Origin of the sequence: Polaribacter irgensii 23-P (assembly GCF_000153225.1) — a bacterium.
Taxonomy (GTDB): domain Bacteria; phylum Bacteroidota; class Bacteroidia; order Flavobacteriales; family Flavobacteriaceae; genus Polaribacter; species Polaribacter irgensii.
Map to the genome: position 1 here is coordinate 881,139 of NZ_CH724148.1, position 17,138 is coordinate 898,276.

General features: G+C 35.3%; 15 protein-coding genes. 5 read left to right on the forward strand and 10 right to left on the reverse strand.

From position 1 onward, the window contains the following. Positions 1-24 precede the first annotated feature (24 nt). Positions 25-1,239, reverse strand: a complete 1,215-nt coding sequence (locus PI23P_RS03920) for an aminotransferase class V-fold PLP-dependent enzyme (RefSeq protein WP_004569441.1) — start codon at positions 1,237-1,239, stop codon at positions 25-27. A 108-nt stretch (positions 1,240-1,347) separates the two neighbouring features. On the opposite strand from PI23P_RS03920, the gene PI23P_RS03925 reads away from it, so the two are divergent. Then, positions 1,348-2,655, forward strand: a complete 1,308-nt coding sequence (locus PI23P_RS03925; protein WP_004569442.1) for a serine hydrolase domain-containing protein — start codon at positions 1,348-1,350, stop codon at positions 2,653-2,655. Positions 2,656-2,709: 54 nt separating this feature from the next. On the opposite strand, the gene sufD is transcribed toward PI23P_RS03925, so the two are convergent. The 8 genes from sufD to PI23P_RS03965 all read right to left on the reverse strand — a co-directional run bounded on the left by sufD (position 2,710) and on the right by PI23P_RS03965 (position 11,231). After that, positions 2,710-4,023 carry a Fe-S cluster assembly protein SufD gene (gene sufD / locus PI23P_RS03930; RefSeq protein WP_004569443.1) on the reverse strand — a complete coding sequence of 438 codons (1,314 nt, stop codon included), beginning with the start codon at positions 4,021-4,023 and terminating at the stop codon, positions 2,710-2,712. Positions 4,024-4,107: 84 nt separating this feature from the next. Then, entirely contained in the window at positions 4,108-4,860 is a 753-nt protein-coding gene (gene sufC / locus PI23P_RS03935) for a Fe-S cluster assembly ATPase SufC (RefSeq protein WP_004569444.1), read from the reverse strand. Between the two features lie 104 nt (positions 4,861-4,964). Next, the gene (sufB, locus tag PI23P_RS03940; protein WP_004569445.1) at positions 4,965-6,413 is read right to left on the reverse strand and encodes a Fe-S cluster assembly protein SufB; all 1,449 of its coding nucleotides are present in this window, start codon (positions 6,411-6,413) and stop codon (positions 4,965-4,967) included. A 13-nt stretch (positions 6,414-6,426) separates the two neighbouring features. After that, positions 6,427-6,756, reverse strand: a complete 330-nt coding sequence (locus PI23P_RS03945) for a HesB/IscA family protein (RefSeq protein ID WP_004569446.1) — start codon at positions 6,754-6,756, stop codon at positions 6,427-6,429. Positions 6,757-6,862: 106 nt separating this feature from the next. Then, positions 6,863-7,921 carry a cytochrome-c peroxidase gene (locus PI23P_RS03950; protein WP_026288386.1) on the reverse strand — a complete coding sequence of 353 codons (1,059 nt, stop codon included), beginning with the start codon at positions 7,919-7,921 and terminating at the stop codon, positions 6,863-6,865. A 16-nt stretch (positions 7,922-7,937) separates the two neighbouring features. Then, positions 7,938-8,669: an MbnP family protein gene (locus tag PI23P_RS03955; RefSeq protein ID WP_004569448.1), complete on the reverse strand. Its 732-nt coding sequence runs from the start codon at positions 8,667-8,669 to the stop codon at positions 7,938-7,940. After that, on the reverse strand, positions 8,666-9,994 hold the full coding sequence (locus PI23P_RS03960; RefSeq protein WP_004569449.1) for a hypothetical protein: 1,329 nt from the start codon (positions 9,992-9,994) through the stop codon (positions 8,666-8,668). The genes PI23P_RS03955 and PI23P_RS03960 overlap by 4 nt, the downstream gene beginning before the upstream one ends. Positions 9,995-10,007: 13 nt before the next feature. Further along, on the reverse strand, positions 10,008-11,231 hold the full coding sequence (locus PI23P_RS03965; protein ID WP_004569450.1) for a choice-of-anchor B family protein: 1,224 nt from the start codon (positions 11,229-11,231) through the stop codon (positions 10,008-10,010). Between the two features lie 429 nt (positions 11,232-11,660). Between PI23P_RS03965 and thiL the strand changes: the two genes are divergently transcribed. Together thiL and PI23P_RS03975 are read left to right on the forward strand one after the other, a co-directional pair. Next, complete coding sequence (gene thiL / locus PI23P_RS03970; RefSeq protein WP_004569451.1) at positions 11,661-12,710, forward strand: thiamine-phosphate kinase; 1,050 nt, start codon at positions 11,661-11,663, stop codon at positions 12,708-12,710. Between the two features lie 37 nt (positions 12,711-12,747). Then, positions 12,748-13,908 (forward strand): MFS transporter, encoded by a 1,161-nt coding sequence (locus PI23P_RS03975; protein ID WP_004569452.1) that lies wholly within the window; start codon positions 12,748-12,750, stop codon positions 13,906-13,908. A gap of 17 nt (positions 13,909-13,925) precedes the next feature. Here the strand turns inward: PI23P_RS03975 and PI23P_RS03980 are convergent, their stop codons facing one another. Beyond that, positions 13,926-14,711 (reverse strand): alpha/beta fold hydrolase, encoded by a 786-nt coding sequence (locus PI23P_RS03980; RefSeq protein ID WP_004569453.1) that lies wholly within the window; start codon positions 14,709-14,711, stop codon positions 13,926-13,928. Positions 14,712-14,755: 44 nt separating this feature from the next. Here PI23P_RS03980 and brnQ point away from each other — a divergent pair, with 44 nt between their 5' ends. Both brnQ and PI23P_RS03990 read left to right on the forward strand, forming a co-directional pair. Next, positions 14,756-16,036, forward strand: coding sequence for a branched-chain amino acid transport system II carrier protein (gene brnQ, locus PI23P_RS03985; protein ID WP_004569454.1), 1,281 nt, complete (start codon positions 14,756-14,758; stop codon positions 16,034-16,036). Between the two features lie 75 nt (positions 16,037-16,111). After that, positions 16,112-16,951 carry an AraC family transcriptional regulator gene (locus PI23P_RS03990; RefSeq protein WP_004569455.1) on the forward strand — a complete coding sequence of 280 codons (840 nt, stop codon included), beginning with the start codon at positions 16,112-16,114 and terminating at the stop codon, positions 16,949-16,951. The last annotated feature ends 187 nt before the right edge of the window (positions 16,952-17,138 follow it).

Genomic DNA, 17,138 nt, shown 5'->3' on the forward strand with positions numbered 1-17,138 from the left:
TTATTACTACTATTTTTTTAAGTTTTAAGAAAGCATGCGCACCGCTCTTTTTACGCCGCTTACTAAAATATCTATTTCTTCTTTTGTATTGTAAAAAGAGAAAGATGCTCTTACAGTTCCTGGAATTTGGTAAAAATCCATGATAGGTTGCGCGCAGTGATGCCCTGTTCTTACCGCTATGCCAAGCTTGTCTAAAATAGCTCCAATATCATAGGGGTGAATTTCACCGACGTTAAAAGAGATTACAGCTGTTTTTTTAGTGGTAGTTCCGTAGATCTTAAGCCCTTCAATTTTTAACAATTCTGCGGTACCATATGTTAGCAATTCATGCTCATATTTTGCAATATTGTCAAAGCCTACAGCGTTCATATAATCCAAACCAGCACCAAAAGCAATACCTCCACAAATATTCGGAGTTCCAGCTTCAAACTTGTGAGGTAATCCAGCGTAGGTTGTTTTTTTAAACGAAACGGTAGCAATCATCTCACCACCTCCTTGATATGGCGGTAATTTTTGTAACCATTCTTCTTTTCCATACAACAAACCAACTCCAGTTGGACCACATAATTTGTGAGCTGATGCCACGTAAAAATCTGCATCTAATGCTTGTACATCTGGTTTTATATGAGGTGTTGCTTGTGCACCATCCACCATTACAGCGGCATTGAACTCGTGTGCTTTTTTAATAATTTCTTCAATAGGGTTTAAAGTCCCAAGGGCATTAGAGACATGATTACAAAAAACTAACTTTGTTTTTTCATTGACTAATGCATGATAGGTATCCATATCTAAAGAACCATCCTCAAACATTGGGATTACTTTTAAAATTGCCCCTGTTTTTTCACACATCATTTGCCAAGGAACAATATTAGAGTGGTGCTCTAGCGCAGAAACGATTACTTCATCTCCTTTTTTTATTAAGGATGTAAAGCCAGCAGCTACAATGTTAATACTATGAGTAGTACCTGCGGTTAAAATAATTTCATAAGCTTCTTTTGCATTAAAATGCTTTTGGACCTTAATCCTTGCTTCTTCATATTTGTCAGTGGCCTCTTGGCTTAAAGTGTGCACACCTCTGTGGATGTTAGAGTTGTAATTGCTGTAGTAATCTACAATCGTATCAATCACCGCCTGCGGTGTTTGAGAGGTTGCAGCATTGTCAAAATATACTAGTGGCTTTCCGTGCACTGTCCTTTTCAAAATAGGAAAGTCTTCACGGATTTTATCAACATTAATCATATACATTATATTTAAATACAAAGATAAAGCAAGAAGACTTAAAGTTTTCACAAACTGAAGATGATTTCCTTATTTTTACATCAATAAATGATATTCCCTATGAAAATAATGAAACGATTTTTACTGATTACAGTAGTAGCTATTTTAATTTTAGTGATTTATAACTATCCGAAATTGAATATTTTAGCTGGTTATTCAGCAAAAAATACAGCATCCTCTATTTTTATTGGAGGTAGATCTTTAATTTTTACGGATACTACAGATAATAATTTTTCACCGGTAGACTTGGCCACTGATAAAGTTGACTTTGAAAGTAAGGTTGCGAGCTCCTCTGCGTTTGGTCTTTTAACGAGAAGGGCTATTTATAGGGAAGGATTAGGTGCTGTATTAACTTTAAATAAAAGTGATGAAAATGCCTCTTACTTGATTCCTAAAAGAACTGCGGTAGACCATAACATTTCTTTTCCGTTTGGAAATGCAGCGCAAAAAGATACGGTATTTAAAAATATAGACTATGAAAAATTGAAGCAGACGGTGAGTTCAATTTTTGGGGTAGATCAATCAAGAGCAGTTCTGGTGTTGTATAAAGATCAAATTATCGCAGAGAAATACGCGGATGGTTTTGATAAAGAGTCTCGTCTTTTGGGATGGTCTATGACAAAAAGTGTAATGAGCACCGTTTTCGGAGTTTTACAGCATCAAAATAAGATAAACATATCGAACAGAGCACCTATTGCTTCGTGGCAAAAAGATGTACGCAAGAATATTACAATTCATAATTTATTGCAAATGAACTCGGGCTTGGAATGGGACGAAAATTATGACGAAATTTCTGATGCTACAAAAATGTTGTTCTTAGAAAGAGACATGACCAAGATGCAAGAGGAGAAACCACTTACCGGCACAACAAATGCTTCTTGGAATTATTCTTCGGGGACTTCGAACTTATTGTCTAAAATTTTAAGAAAGCAGTTTGTTTCGCATCAGGCGTATTTAGACTTTTGGTATTCTGATTTTATCGATAAAATTGGAATGAATTCTATGGTTGTAGAGGCAGACTTGTCAGGCAATTATGTGGCTTCTTCTTATGCGTGGGCAACAGCTAGAGATTGGGCAAAATTTGGGTTGCTATATCTACACAATGGAAGTTGGAATGGTGAGCAGCTTTTTACGAAAGATTGGGTAACCTATATCACGACTCCTACCCCAGGTTCTAACGGAACGTATGGTGCTCAGTTTTGGTTAAATTCGCAGCAGCAGTTAAAAGATGTTCCAAAAAACATGTATTTTGCAGACGGCTATCAGGGGCAGCGCGTATATGTTTTACCAGATCAGGATGTGGTAGTCGTTCGTTTTGGATTGGCAGGTTTTGAGGAAAATAGATTCTTAAAGGGTATTCTTGAAAGTATTCAATAAAAAAACCACGCAAGGAAGCGTGGTTTGTACTGAATGTCCAAAGAAGCTATTTTGTTATAGTTCGAATCCCATTTTTACATTTAGTTTGTTTGCAATAATTTTAGCGATGCGTTGTTTTACCTCCGGTATTTTCACACTTTCTAAAACGGTATTGGCAAAGGCGAACATCAACAGTGCTTTTCCTTCTTTTTCAGGAATACCCCGCTGTTGCATGTAAAATAAGGCCTCATCATCTAATTGACCAATTGTACATCCGTGAGAACATTTTACGTCATCAGCAAAAATTTCAAGCTGAGGTTTTGCATTGATTGTTGCACGATCACTTACCAAAATATTGTTATTTTTCTGGTATGCATTTGTTTTTTGAGCCTCTTTATTTACAATTACTTTTCCATTAAAAACACCTGTAGAACGTTCGTCAAAAATACCTTTGTAGTCTTGGTGACTTTCGCAGTTTGGCTCAATGTGTTGTACCATGGTGTGGTGATCTACATGTTGTTTTCCTTCAATAATAGTAATTCCTTTTAAAATTGAATCAATGTGCTCCCCTCTTTGATAAAAGTTTAAATTGTTTCTAGTGATATTTCCTCCGAAAGAGAAAGTATGCACAGAAACAACACTGTTTGATTTTTGTTCGATGTAAGAATTATCTATTAATGAAGCTGTTTTGTGGTCATTCTGAATCTTATAAATGTCTACCGTAGCATCTTTTGCAGCAAAAATTTCAGTAACTGCATTTGTCAAAACAGGGTTTGACGTTAAACTTTGGTGACGTTCTATAATCTGAACATGTGCATTTTGTTCGACTACAATCAAGTTTCTTGGTTGCAGCATGGTTGCAGCTTCAGAACCAGTAGTAAAGTTGATAATTTGGATAGGCTTTTCTACCTCTACATTTCTAGGAATATAGATGTAAGCCCCTTCATTTGCAAATGCAGTGTTTAAAGACGTTAAATTGTCTTTTCTCGCTATTTTATTGAAGTAGTTTTCAATAACAGCCTTGTATTTTGGTTTTGCTAATGCTGAAGACATTAAGCAAACATCAAAAGTATCGTGTGTAGTTTCCGAAAGAAAAGAACTGTATTTTCCATCAATAAAAACGAGCTTGTAGGTATCTATATCGTGTATAAAATACTTTTGTACGTCTGCTAATTGAATTGAATTTTCTTTGTTAGGAAATAGACTGTAGTCTTGCTTTAAAATTGAGTTTAAAGAAGTGTATTTCCAAGCTTCTAGTTTTTTCGTAGGAAAACCTAAACCTTCAAAATTTTGAAAGGCTTTTGAACGGATTTCATGTATATCAGAACTTGTATCTATATCGTTTTCAAACGCTACGTATGATGCTATTAATTTATCTTTTAATTCCATTTTTTTTGTTTTAAAGTTTAAAATCGCAAGTTTTGAAAGTTTGCTTTTACGCAGCTTTATCACTGGTTCAATTGTTAAACTTCTTTACTGAACTAACTCTTCTTTAATCCAATCATATCCTTTTGCTTCTAATTCAAGCGCTAGAGAGGCATCACCAGTTTTTACGATTTTTCCATCGTATAAAACATGTACAAAATCTGGTACAATATATTCCAGTAATCGTTGATAATGCGTGATTACTATTACTGCATTGTCTTTAGACTTTAGTTTGTTAACGCCGTTTGCAACAATACGCAAAGCATCAATATCCAAACCAGAATCAGTTTCGTCAAGAATTGCTAGTTTTGGTTCTAGCATGGCCATTTGAAATATTTCGTTACGTTTTTTTTCTCCTCCAGAAAAACCTTCGTTTAGAGAACGGGACAAGAATTTACGATCTATTTCTAATAATTCAGATTTCTCACGAATCATTTTTAACATCTCTTTTGCAGGCATATCTTCTAAGCCTTTTGCTTTACGAGTTTGGTTAATCGCTGTTTTTATAAAGTTAGTTACAGAAACTCCAGGAATTTCTACAGGGTATTGGAAAGATAAAAACACGCCATTATGTGCTCTTTCCTCAGGAGCCAGTTCGCTTAAATCTTCGCCATTTAACTCAATAGTTCCAGATGAAATTTCGTAATCATCTTTACCAGCAATAATATTTGCTAAAGTACTTTTTCCAGCACCGTTAGGTCCCATAATTGCGTGAACTTCACCAGCTTTTACTTCTAAATTTAATCCTTTTAAGATTAATTTATTATCTATACTTGCTTGTAAATTTTCTATTTTTAACATTGTCTTTTGCTATTTTCTCTTCGTTTTTACGCGATTCGCTTTTAATATTCTATCTACTTTTTCTTTGTTGGCTCAGCAATTATACAGTTAAAATTCTAGGAACTTTATCCAACACTTCCTTCTAAACTAATTTCCAATAGTTTTTGAGCTTCTACAGCAAACTCCATCGGTAAATTATTTAAAACCTCTTTACTAAATCCGTTTACAATTAACGCAATTGCTTTTTCAGTGTCAATTCCACGTTGATTACAGTAAAATAGCTGCTCTTCTCCAATTTTACTGGTAGTTGCCTCATGTTCTATTTGTGCTGTTTTATTCTTCACTTCGATATAAGGGAAAGTATGTGCGCCACAATCATTTCCCATTAGTAAGGAATCACATTGAGAGAAATTACGTGCGTTTTCTGCTCTTGGACTTATTTGTACCAATCCTCGATATGAGTTTTGTGATTTTCCTGCAGAAATTCCTTTAGAAATAATGGTAGATCTAGTGTTTTTTCCTAAATGAATCATTTTTGTTCCAGTATCTGCTTGCTGATGATTGTTTGTTACTGCAATTGAGTAAAATTCACCCACAGAGTTATTTCCTTTTAAAATACAAGAAGGATACTTCCAAGTAATAGCAGAGCCCGTTTCTACTTGTGTCCATGAAACCTTTGCATTGGTTTCACAAAGAGCTCTCTTAGTTACAAAATTGTAAACACCACCTTTTCCTTCTTTATTTCCAGGATACCAGTTTTGTACGGTAGAATATTTAATTTCTGCATCATCCATTGCAATTAATTCTACAACGGCTGCGTGCAACTGATTTTCATCTCTACTTGGTGCGGTACAACCTTCCAAATATGACACATAACTTCCTTTGTCTGCAACTACTAAAGTTCTTTCAAACTGTCCTGTTCCACCTTCATTAATTCTAAAATAAGTAGATAATTCCATTGGACATCGCACTCCTTTTGGAATGTAACAAAAAGATCCATCGGAGAAGACCGCTGAATTTAATGCTGCGTAAAAGTTGTCTGTGGTAGGTATTACCGTTCCTAAATATTTTCTTACTAGTTCTGGGTGTTCTTGAATTGCTTCAGAAATTGGCATAAAAATAATACCTTTTTCACCCAAAGATTTCTTAAATGTAGTCGCAACAGAAACAGAGTCTATTACAATGTCTACGGCAACATTTGCTAATTTTTTCTGTTCATCTAAGGAAATACCTAAACGTTTAAACGTATCCAATAATTCTGGATCTACCTCGTCTAAAGAGTTTAACTTTGGTTTTGCTTTTGGCGCTGAATAATAGGCGATCTCTTGAAATTTTGGTTTTTCATAGTGAACATTGGCCCATTCTGGCTCTTTCATTGTTTTCCAAACGCGGTACGCTTCCAAACGCCAGTCAGTCATCCAGTCTGGCTCATTTTTTTTCTTAGAAATTGCAATAACAACTTCTTCGCTTAGCCCTTTTGCAAAGGTTTCGCTTTCTATTTCTGTGTAAAAACCATACTTATATTCTTTGGTTTTTAATTCTTGCTCTAAATCGTCTTCGGTATATTTTGACATCTTTTTCTAAATTTTAAAGTGAAAATGATTCTCCACAACCACAAGTTCTGCTTGCGTTTGGGTTATTAAAAACAAAACCTTTTCCGTTTAATCCTCCGGAATACTCTAAGGTTGTTCCAACTAAATATAAAAAACTTTTTTTGTCGATAATAATTTTTACGTCATTCTCTTCAAAAACTTTATCGTTTTCTTCTTTTTTATTGTCGAAAGTTAAATCGTAAGATAGGCCTGAACAGCCGCCACTCTTTACGCCAACTCTAACATAATCTGTAGCTGCGTTAAAGCCATCGTCAGTCATCAACTCTACGACCTTCTTCTTCGCTATGTCTGAAACTTTTATCATATGATTAAGTAGATTAAAACTAAATTGTTTACAAATATACAATATAAGTAGATGAAAAACGAAGAACCCTCATTACGAAACACAATATGTCAATTGGTTTTATTGATCACTTTTTAAAGTCAGGATTTTGCACAAATTCAGAGTCTGATAAGCTCCGTAAAAAGGCTTTTAAGTTTGTTTTTTCCTGAGGAGATAATTGAACGCCTCCCTCGTTCACTTGTTTCATAAGCGGGTCTATTGTAAGCGATTTTTTCAGGCCTTCAGAATAATGATTGATCACTTCTTCTAAGGTTGCAAATCTACCGTCATGCATGTAGGGTGCTGTAAAATTTAAATTGCGAATAGAGGGTGTTTTAAATTTTCCATTGTCATTAGGATCTCCTGTAACAGCTCCCAGGCCAAGATCACTAAAATGAGTATCTAAGCCGTTATTGTGAAATTTATTATCTGTCCAAAGTGGGTTATTATTACTTCCATGGCAATGAAAACAGTCTCCTTTTGATTCGTCCATGAAAACGTCGAATCCATTTTGTTCTTCTATTGTTAGCGTTGTTTCGCCACGTACATATTTATCGAATTTAGCATTGCCAGAGATCAGTGTTCTTTCAAATTGTGCAATGGCTTTTGTAATTAAAGTAGAATCAATTTTTGAGGAGCCAAACGCGTTAAGAAAAAGATCTTTGTATATCGCATTATTTTCCAATTTTTCTCCAATATTTTGCCAGTTTGAATGCAATTCTATCGGGTTTGAAACAGGTTCTAAAGCTTGTCTTTCAAGGCCGAATTCTTTTCCGTCCCAAGCAAAGCGTTCATCAAAATTCCAAGCTAAATTAAATAAAGGCATGGCATTTCTCGATCCTAAATTACCTTCAATTCCCGTGCTAAACGGCTGTTGGTCTGTAAATGATTTTTGTGGATTGTGACAAGAAGCACAAGATTGTGTTTCGTCTCCAGACAAAATGGGGTCAAAAAATAACTTTTTACCTAAGGCAACTCCTTCAATGGTTAATGGATTGTCTGCTGGAATTATTGGTGGAATTAATTTGTCTGAAAAAAGGGTTGGAATTTTTAAACGATACGGAGTGGGCGCGTAGCGTTCGTCTTCTTTTGATGTGCAGTGCATCAAAAGGAAAAAACAGGAGAGGAATACATATTTTTGTACCATTTTTAAGTTTTTGGTGTTAGTTTACGATACCCAAAGAAAACACCGTTTTTCCATTGTCTCGCATTATTTTTTGCGCTTGAAAATTTGGCATTAAAACAGTGTTTAGTTCGTTTAAGTTCCAAGTATTTGGATTTTTAAACCATTCTGCTAAGTTCATTTTTATTTCAATCTTGGCATTATTTGTAATAAGTACAGAACCTAAATCTACTTCAAACGAAGTATCTTCAAATTTTAAATTGTCAGGGTCAGTATTGTCAACAGCTCTAATGGCGTGGTAATTAAAGCCAAGTGCGTCGTTGTTATCGTTCCGGTATTTTCCATCAAACTGCATGTAATGGTAACCACCGCCTAGCATTGTAGGAACCCCAAAACTTACAGAATTTAAATCTTTGTAAATTCCATCTGTATTGTCTTGATCGGAAAAACCAAATCTAAAAGTGAGGTGGTATCGATTTTCGGCAAGTCCGGAAATAGAGAGGGAAGTACCCGTGTTTTCATGAAAATTTATCAAATGATAGTTTTTGAAATCAGTCAGACTCAGGTCGGAAATAAGATAACGCAATTTTTCAACACTTATATTTTCACCATTTTCTGTCGTGAATTTCAATTGGTTGAGGTCTTGATTGGAAAGAACCTTGCCGTTCCAATGGTGAGTGAAATTAACGACCACACTGATATCCTCTTCTTTAGGGCTACAAGACGAAAAAAGAAGCATTAAGAAACATAAAAAAGCAATGTTGTTTTTCATTTAAGTTGAAGTATTAAGGCATCTGTAAATCCTTTGTTTTCAGAAATATCTTGATCGGAACTGCTACTCTCTCCAACAGCGATAATCGATTTATTGTTGAGTTCTACAACATCATATAAAAAGTCTATTTCGGAACCGCCAATTGTTTTTTGCCATAAAAGATTTCCGTTTTCATCAATTTTTAAAATGAGGGCATCATTCTGACCTTTATTTTCAAAGCGATTGTCTAAACTTCGGGAACTTCCTGCAATTAAAAAACCAGGGTCTTGTGTTTTAAAAATAGCGCGTCCAACATCAAAATTGGACCCTCCAATTGTTTTTTCCCAAATTGCGTTTCCTTCTGCCGAAAATTTTACAATCCAAATATCTGCAGCACCGTAATTTAGTGCAACATCAACGTCTGAGCTTCTGGTATCTCCAACAACAATGAAGTTGCCATCGCTGGTTGCTGTAATTGCATAGGCTTGGTCAATTGCAGACCCTCCAAAACTTTTTTCTAAAAGCAAATTTCCTATTGGACTTATTTTTGTTACCCAAAAATCGTAACTTCCTTTATTGTTAGAAATATTAAAGTCGTTGCTGTCTGAAGAGCCAGCAATTATAAAATTATGATCGTCAGTTTCTATGACGCCTGCTGGGATTTCTGTAAACGATCCACCAAAAAACCGACGCCATTCTAAGGTGCCCACATGGTTTGTTTTTATTGCCCAATAATCTCCACCTGCATGCTGTATTGCTGTAGATTTTGCATTTCCTTGGCCGCCAGAACTAGAGACATCTAGCACACCAGTAATTAGAAAACCACCGTCTTTCGTTTCTAGCAAAGCAGTTCCAAAATCTGCGCCAGAAAAGCCGAAGGTTTTTTCCCAGAGAAGATTTCCTTCAGTAGAGATTTTTAACAACCAAAAGTCTTTATTTCCAGCATTTTCTGAAACGTTGCTGTCTGAACTTTTACGGTACCCCAAGACTGCGAAATTACCATCTAGCGTCTGTATCACATCTGCCGCTCTATCGTCCTCTGTGCCTCCAAAAGTTTTTTGCCACTCTAAAGTGTTTTCCGAAGAAAATTTTGAGACTAGAAAATCAAAAGAGGCGTTTGTTTTTGCAGTCATATCAAAGTCGTTACTTTGCGTAAAACCAGCGACAATATATCCACCGTCTGTGGTCTTTGTCACAGATGAAAGAGCTTCGTTTTTAGAGCCTCCAAAAGTTTTTACAAGAGAAACATTGGCACCAACTTGGATAATTTCAGGAATTTCAAACACGTCTTTTTTTGAGCAACTGCTTAAAAAAGCTAAGGTAAATATGAGCACATATTGTTTCATTTGTAGTGCGTAATTATTTTTTTCTAATTATAAAAAAACCATTATTAATGTCGCTAATGATAATATTACCACTTGGGAAATATGGATAGACGTTCCAAACACCATTAAAATTTGCATTATTATTTTCGGGGTACGTGTCAAAAAAACCAACTTCTGAAAATACTTTGTTTGCAACGTTGGATACATCAATCATTCGCACACCCGCCGTATAATTGGCTTGGTAATAAATATTGTCTTTTACATATCCGTTGTGATCTATGGCATTTGTACTTCCAAGGTAATCAAAATGATAAACAGGAGTGTCCAAATCGGTAAAGTCGAAAATAATAGATCGGGTTTTGTTTCCCACTTGCAATTCATCCAGTTCATCTCCGAGAATAAAATATTTTAAATCTTCAGTAAACCAGCCTTGATGCGCATATTTTACATTGGCGTAACTTATGGTAGAAATTATTATCGGATTTTTTTTATCACTAACATCTGCAAGTACTACCTCGTTTTCATTACTGCCAATTAAGATTTCTTTTCCGGTGTATGCTTTATCTGGACCAGTGTATATAAGTACTTGTGCATCGTGTGAATATCCCCCTTCGCGAAATCCTCCCTCAATTATCGGGTTTAAAGGGTTTTTAATATTTATAAATATAGGACCACCGCCAAAGGTTGAGTTTCTAGCAGCTCCAACAATGTATGCGTAGCCACTATCTTCGTTAATTATAATATTATGAGCGCTTCCAAATTCGGTGAAATGGGTATCTGCTGTAAAATTTACTGGAGTGTTTGAAACATCTCTTAAGCGTTTCAGGTCAAAAACTTGCATACCATGGTTTCTAGCTTCACTTACAATAAATGCGTGAGAATTAAATACTTTTACATCTCTCCAAGCACTATTTACTGTGGCCGTTTTTAAAATACCTAAAATTACAGTGTTTGAAGTATCTGTAATATCAATAAATACAATGCCTTTGTTGGTGCCCATTAAGGCATATTCTTTGTTCGTTTCTTTATCTGTCCATCCCCAAGAATCATTGCCCTCAGTGCCAGGGCCTGCTAATTCTGCTAAGCTGTAATGGTTTAGTAAATCATAGTCATTGCAAGGGTACTCTCCTGCAAATCCGTTTTCACAAGCAGCAATAGGGACGTAAGTTGGCTGAGAGTGTATACTTAAAGTATCATTGTTATTGCTGCAATTAAGAATAATTAAGCAGCAGCAAAATAAAATTGTCTTTTTAAACATCAGAATAAATTTATTCAAAAATACCAAATTAAAAACGAAGTATTCACAGCGAGATCTTTAAGTGGTTTTGTCTTTTTTAGCCGTGTCCATTAAGTTTTTGTAAACTTTTTTTTGATTTCTCCCGCTTTAAAAAGCGAAGTCATATAGGTTGTTTATTCTCAAATACCCGGTTGTGATAGGTCTTTATGTTTGTTAGTACTGATATAAGTAACCTTGATATTAAATACTTAGCAGTGTAAGTGCATTCTCCAATATTATTTATATTTTTTGAGAGTAGCAAAAGTATTGGTTGTGCTAAGAATAGAAAAGGAAGCGAATTTTCTACACATAAATTAGGGTTTTTCACAGAACGCATAAAAAAACGTTCGGTGAGATACATCTCTGCGAAATCTATTCTGTAACCTTCAAGAATGTGCTTATATTTGCAACATGTTAGAAGATAAAAACACACAAAAAACATCCTTAGCGGATCTTGGCGAATTTGGTTTGATAAATCATATTACACAATATTTTAATATTGAAAATAGCTCTACAATCAAAGCAATTGGAGATGATGCTGCAGTTTTAGGGGCTTCCGAAAAACAAACACTAGTTACTACAGATTTGTTGATTGAAGGAGTGCATTTTAATCTAGGCTATATGCCGTTGAAGCATTTAGGGTATAAAGCAGTGATGGTAAACTTGTCTGATGTGTACGCAATGAATGGTGTTGCAGAGCAAATTACAGTTTCAATTGCGGTTTCTAATCGTTTTTCTTTGGAGGCAATTGAAGAATTATACGCAGGAATTCAATTGGCTTGTGAAACCTATAAAGTTGATTTAGTTGGGGGAGATACAACTTCTTCTACGAAAGGAATGTTAATTTCTATTACGGCAATTGGAAAAGTAGAGAAAGAAGACATTGTATACAGAAGTGGTGCAAAAGAAACAGACTTAGTGGTTGTCTCTGGAGATTTAGGAGCTGCATATTTAGGATTACAAGTTCTAGAAAGAGAAAAACAAGTTTTTCAGGTAGATCCTAATAACCAACCAGATCTTGAAAATTATACTTATTTAATAGAGCGTCAGTTAAAACCAGAAGCAAGAAAAGATGTTGCAAGTTTGCTAAAGGGGATGGAAATAAAAGCTACATCAATGATTGATATTTCTGACGGACTTTCGTCAGAGCTTATGCATATCTGTTCGCAATCTAAAGTTGGATGTAAAATTTATGAGGAGAAATTACCATTAGATCCGCAAGTAATTTCTGCTTGTGAAGAATTTGAGTTAGATTCTACGATGGTTGCTTTAAGTGGTGGTGAAGACTATGAATTGCTTTTTACAGTGGCAATTGCAGATTTTGATAAAATTAAAGGAAATCCTAATTTTTCTGTTATTGGTCATATAACAGCAGAAAGTCAAGGGTTAAATTTGGTTACGAGAGCAGGTCAAGAAATTGAATTAAAAGCACAGGGCTGGAATACAAAAAGAGAGCAGTAAAAACACGAAAATTTAACACCTATACCAACTTTTTTTAATGAAATCTTTGCGCTTAATACTCTCCAAAGCAACTTATTTTGCGCCTTCTTGGGTTTTTTTATCCATTAACATTCTTATTGGAACTTGGGTTCTATACCTGCCCTATATCAAAGCGAAATTTGATTTAAATGACGCCGAGATTGGTTTTTCGTTGTTTTTTGTTGCGCTAGGCCTGTTAATTTCACTTCCATTTGTGCCAGTAACCAATAGAAAAATAGGGGTTGGAAAATCAACAAAAATTGGCATTATTTTACTTGCGATCGCCTATAATTTGCCATTAATTGCCCCTACGTATGTGTTTCTTTGTGGTGCCTTATTTTGTGTGGGTGTTTTTTCAGGATTTACAAGTACTTCTTTAAATACCTTAACTGCAGTTATAGAGCGGAAAGAAGCACAAAACTTTATGTCTGCTGCACACGGTTTTTTTAGTTTGGGTGGTTTTATTGGAGCAGGTATTGGGAGTATATACATTAGCCAGTTTTCGAACCCATACATACATATGTTAGGAGTGTCTTCTTTTATTATTCTTACCACCTTTTTTTTAGCTAAAAATTATGAAAAAGTAAAAGGGGCGGATGCAGAGAAACTGAAGAATGACCTTGGATTTTTAAAAACGATAAAACCCTTATTAGTGATTTCTGTAATTGCCTTTATTATTATGTTTAATGAAGGTGCTGTAGAGCATTGGAGTAATTTATTTCTTTTTGAGATTGTGAAGGTTTCAGAAAGTAAGGCGGGTCTTGGTTTTATTATCTTTTCTTTAACGATGACTATTGGAAGGTTTCTTGGAGACGGTCTTAGCAACAAAATAGGGTCCATGAAAACGATTATTTACGGGTGTGTAGTGGCACTTATCTCCTATATGTTCGTGGTATCAGCAAACTTATATCTAACGGTGTTAGGATTTGGATTCCTCGGATTTGGATTGTCAGTAATTGTTCCAGAGATATATAGAGTGGCAGGTAAAACAAAAGATTTAGAAACTTCACTTGCAATTTCTATTGTTTCGGGAATTGGCTTTGTTGGGTTTTTAGTAGGCCCCGTCATCTTAGGTACAATTTCAACATGGAGTTCCTTAGTGACGAGTTATGTTTTTTTAGCGGTGCTTATTTGTGTCGCTTTTTGCTTGGCTTTGTTGGTGTCAAGAAAGAGGGTTTAATTTTTTAAGTAATACATTTAACACGTTCTTATAAAGCTTTTTAGAGTTTCCACAAGGATTGCTGAATTTTCAATGTGACTCATGTGTCCATCAGGGAAAATGATGAACTTAGAATCCGTTTCTTTCGCTTCTAGCAGTGCTGTTTTAAAATCTAAAACAGGATCTTTTTCACTAATGATAAGTAGTTTTCTAAAACTATTTCCTTTCAATACGTGATTTCGGTTTGGGCGAATTCGCATTCCTTCTTGTGCTGCAATATATCCTTGAAGAGGTGTTTTTAAAGCTTCGGTTAAAGCTTCTTCAAGTGCTTCTCTAAAAAGGATTTTATTTTGTGCACTAAACAAATTGGTAAAAGACATGCGTATTATGTTTAAAAAGTTGTTTGGAATCATTTTGTTTGCTCGCAGTCGCAGTGCTTTGCGTTCATCATCGTCGGCATTAGACGTTGCGTTCATCAAACACAGACCTTTTATTTTTTGAGGGTATTTTTCAGCAAAAGCCAAGGCAACATATCCCCCCAAAGAATGCCCGATTAAAACATATTTCCGAATTTGTAAATGTTTTAAAACAGCTTCAATTGGTTCTGCAAATAAGTTCATAGAATGCACGTATCCTAGGCAGTCTGTTTTTCCATGTCCTAACAAATCAATTGCAATGACTCTATTTCTCTGGGAAATGATGGGAATTATATGCTTCCACATAGTGCTATTCTCTAAAAACCCATGCAGCAAAATAATGGCAGTTCCTTTTCCTTGATCAGAAAAAAAAATGTTAGCATTTTTAAAAGTAATTGATTTTTGCATCACACAAAAATATGTATATTTCTAATACTTAGACAAGAATTATTATGAACAAAAAAAAAGATATTTGGGTTGCAGGATTTGCATTATTTTCACTTTTTTTTGGTGCAGGAAACCTGATTTTACCACCAACATTAGGCCTTAAAGCTGGAATAGATTGGTGGATTGTGGTTTTGGGGTTTGCAGTAACAGCTGTTGTTATTCCAATTTTAGCAATTTTTGCACACGCAAAACTGCAGGGTACTTTATACGATTTTGGAAAAAAAGTGTCTCCTACTTTTAGCACGGTATTTTGTTTTTTAATCTACGGGATTGCAGTGGCAATTCCTTCTCCTAGAACTGCGGCGGTAACCCACGAAATGGCAATTCAGCCGTTTTTTGATACGCCTCCCATTTTAACAAGTATTTTTTATTTTCTTTTTGTCTTTTTATTTGCGATAAATCGTTCTAAAATTGTCAGTCTCATTGGTAGTTTTTTAACGCCAATCATTGTTTTTATTTTATTGGCAATTATAGGCCTTTCATTTTTTGTAGCACCAGCAAGTGTGGGCCTTTCTTCGTTTAAAAATCCATTTGTAGACGGTATTTTGGAAGGGTACCAGACTTTTGATGCCATTGCGGGTGTGGTGGTTGGCGCTGTAATTCTCATTTCGTTAAACTATCGCAACGATAGTACCTTTGATGCTAAAAAAGCTCTTATCAGGAAAGCTGGTTTTATTGCCGGAACGGGTCTTTTGCTCATCTACGGAGGTTTAATTTTAAGTGGTGCATTGTTCGCTTCAATATTTGCTCAAAACCCAACGCGAACAGAAGTGCTGTCTGGAATAAGTACGCAGACTTTAGGCTTTTTTGGAACCACCTTTTTAAGTATTTTAGTTTCGTTGGCCTGTTTTACGACGGCTGTGGGTATTGTTACAGGAACCGCTGATTACATGAAAGGAATTTGTAATAATTCTAAAAAAGCGTATATAATTACGGCGGCAGTTGCTGCTGTCATTGGAGTTGCTATCGGAAGTTATCAGGTAGCGGCCATTATTACATTGGCAGTTCCAGCGCTGATGTTTTTGTATCCGATCACCATCGTGCTAATTGTCTTGAATAATATTTCCGACCGCTATGCTTCAAAACTAGTTTTTAGGGGGGTTGTTTTGGTTACTTTTATTTTCAGTATTCCTGACTTTTTAGGGTTTATTGTTCCAGGAGAGAATTTAACAAGTATAAAAAATAGCATTCCTTTGGCAAATAGTAGTTTGGGGTGGGTGTTTCCAGCAATATTGGTGTTTATTTTGATTAACTTTGGAATCCGTAACAAGAAACAGAATGCATAAAAGCACATCGGAAACACCTTCGTTTTTAGCTTTTAATAACGGCTTTCAATACTATTAAATCACAGCAAACAAATAATGGCAGTTCAAGAGATTGTAAAATATACATTTAAAGAATCTTTTTCGTTAAGTATTGTAGACTTTGAAAAAGGCTGCATTATGCCGCATGAAAAGCAACAAAATGCATATACTATTTATTGGATTGAGAAAGGAAAAGGTGTTTATAACATCGATTTTGAACAGCACGCTTTTAGTGATAATGTCTTGTTTTTTTTATCTCCAGGTCAAGTCTTTACAGTGGATTCAGAACAGATAAGTACAGCTTATAAACTGACATTTCAAAAAGATTTTTACTGCATACAGACGCATGACAAAGAAGTAGCTTGCAATGGTGTGCTCTTTAATAATATTTACGAAACACCTTTTATAACACCTTGTGAAAAGGATGTTGTAAAATTGAATTTTATTTTAGAACAGCTTATTGAGGAGTTTCAGCAAAGCGAAACGGCCCAATACGATATGTTGCAGTCTTATCTCAAGCAATTTATGATTTGTGCAGTGCGTGTGAAGAAAGAGAAATATCCCACACGAGAAGACATAGAAACACGCCTTTTTAAGGACTTTAGTTTGTTGGTTGAACAAAATTTTAAAACGTTGCACACGGTAACGTCTTACGCAGATAGATTGGGGATTTCGCCAAAGTCAGTGGCCAAACATTTTCAAAAGTTAGGAGCAGTAAAGCCTTCTAGCTTTATAAAAAACCGCATTCTTTTAGAAGCAAAGCGTTTGCTTATTTATAGCGATAAATCGGTGAAAGAAATTGCTTTTGAACTTGGGTTCAATGATCCTGCTTATTTTACGCGTCTCTTTACTAAAGCAACTTTAAAATCCCCTTTGCAGTTTAAAAAGCAATATTAAAACGGGTAGATATACGGGTTTTTGTTTCGTAAGTTTTCAGTAGCTTTAAATTTTGTTAACTGCTGATAACTAAAACATTAATGCACCATGAAAGCATGTCCGAAATGTAAATCTCTCTCGAGGAAAAGGATGATAAGAAAAGGGTTTGCTAGACTAATACCAGGAGCAAAAGCGTATGCTTGCGATA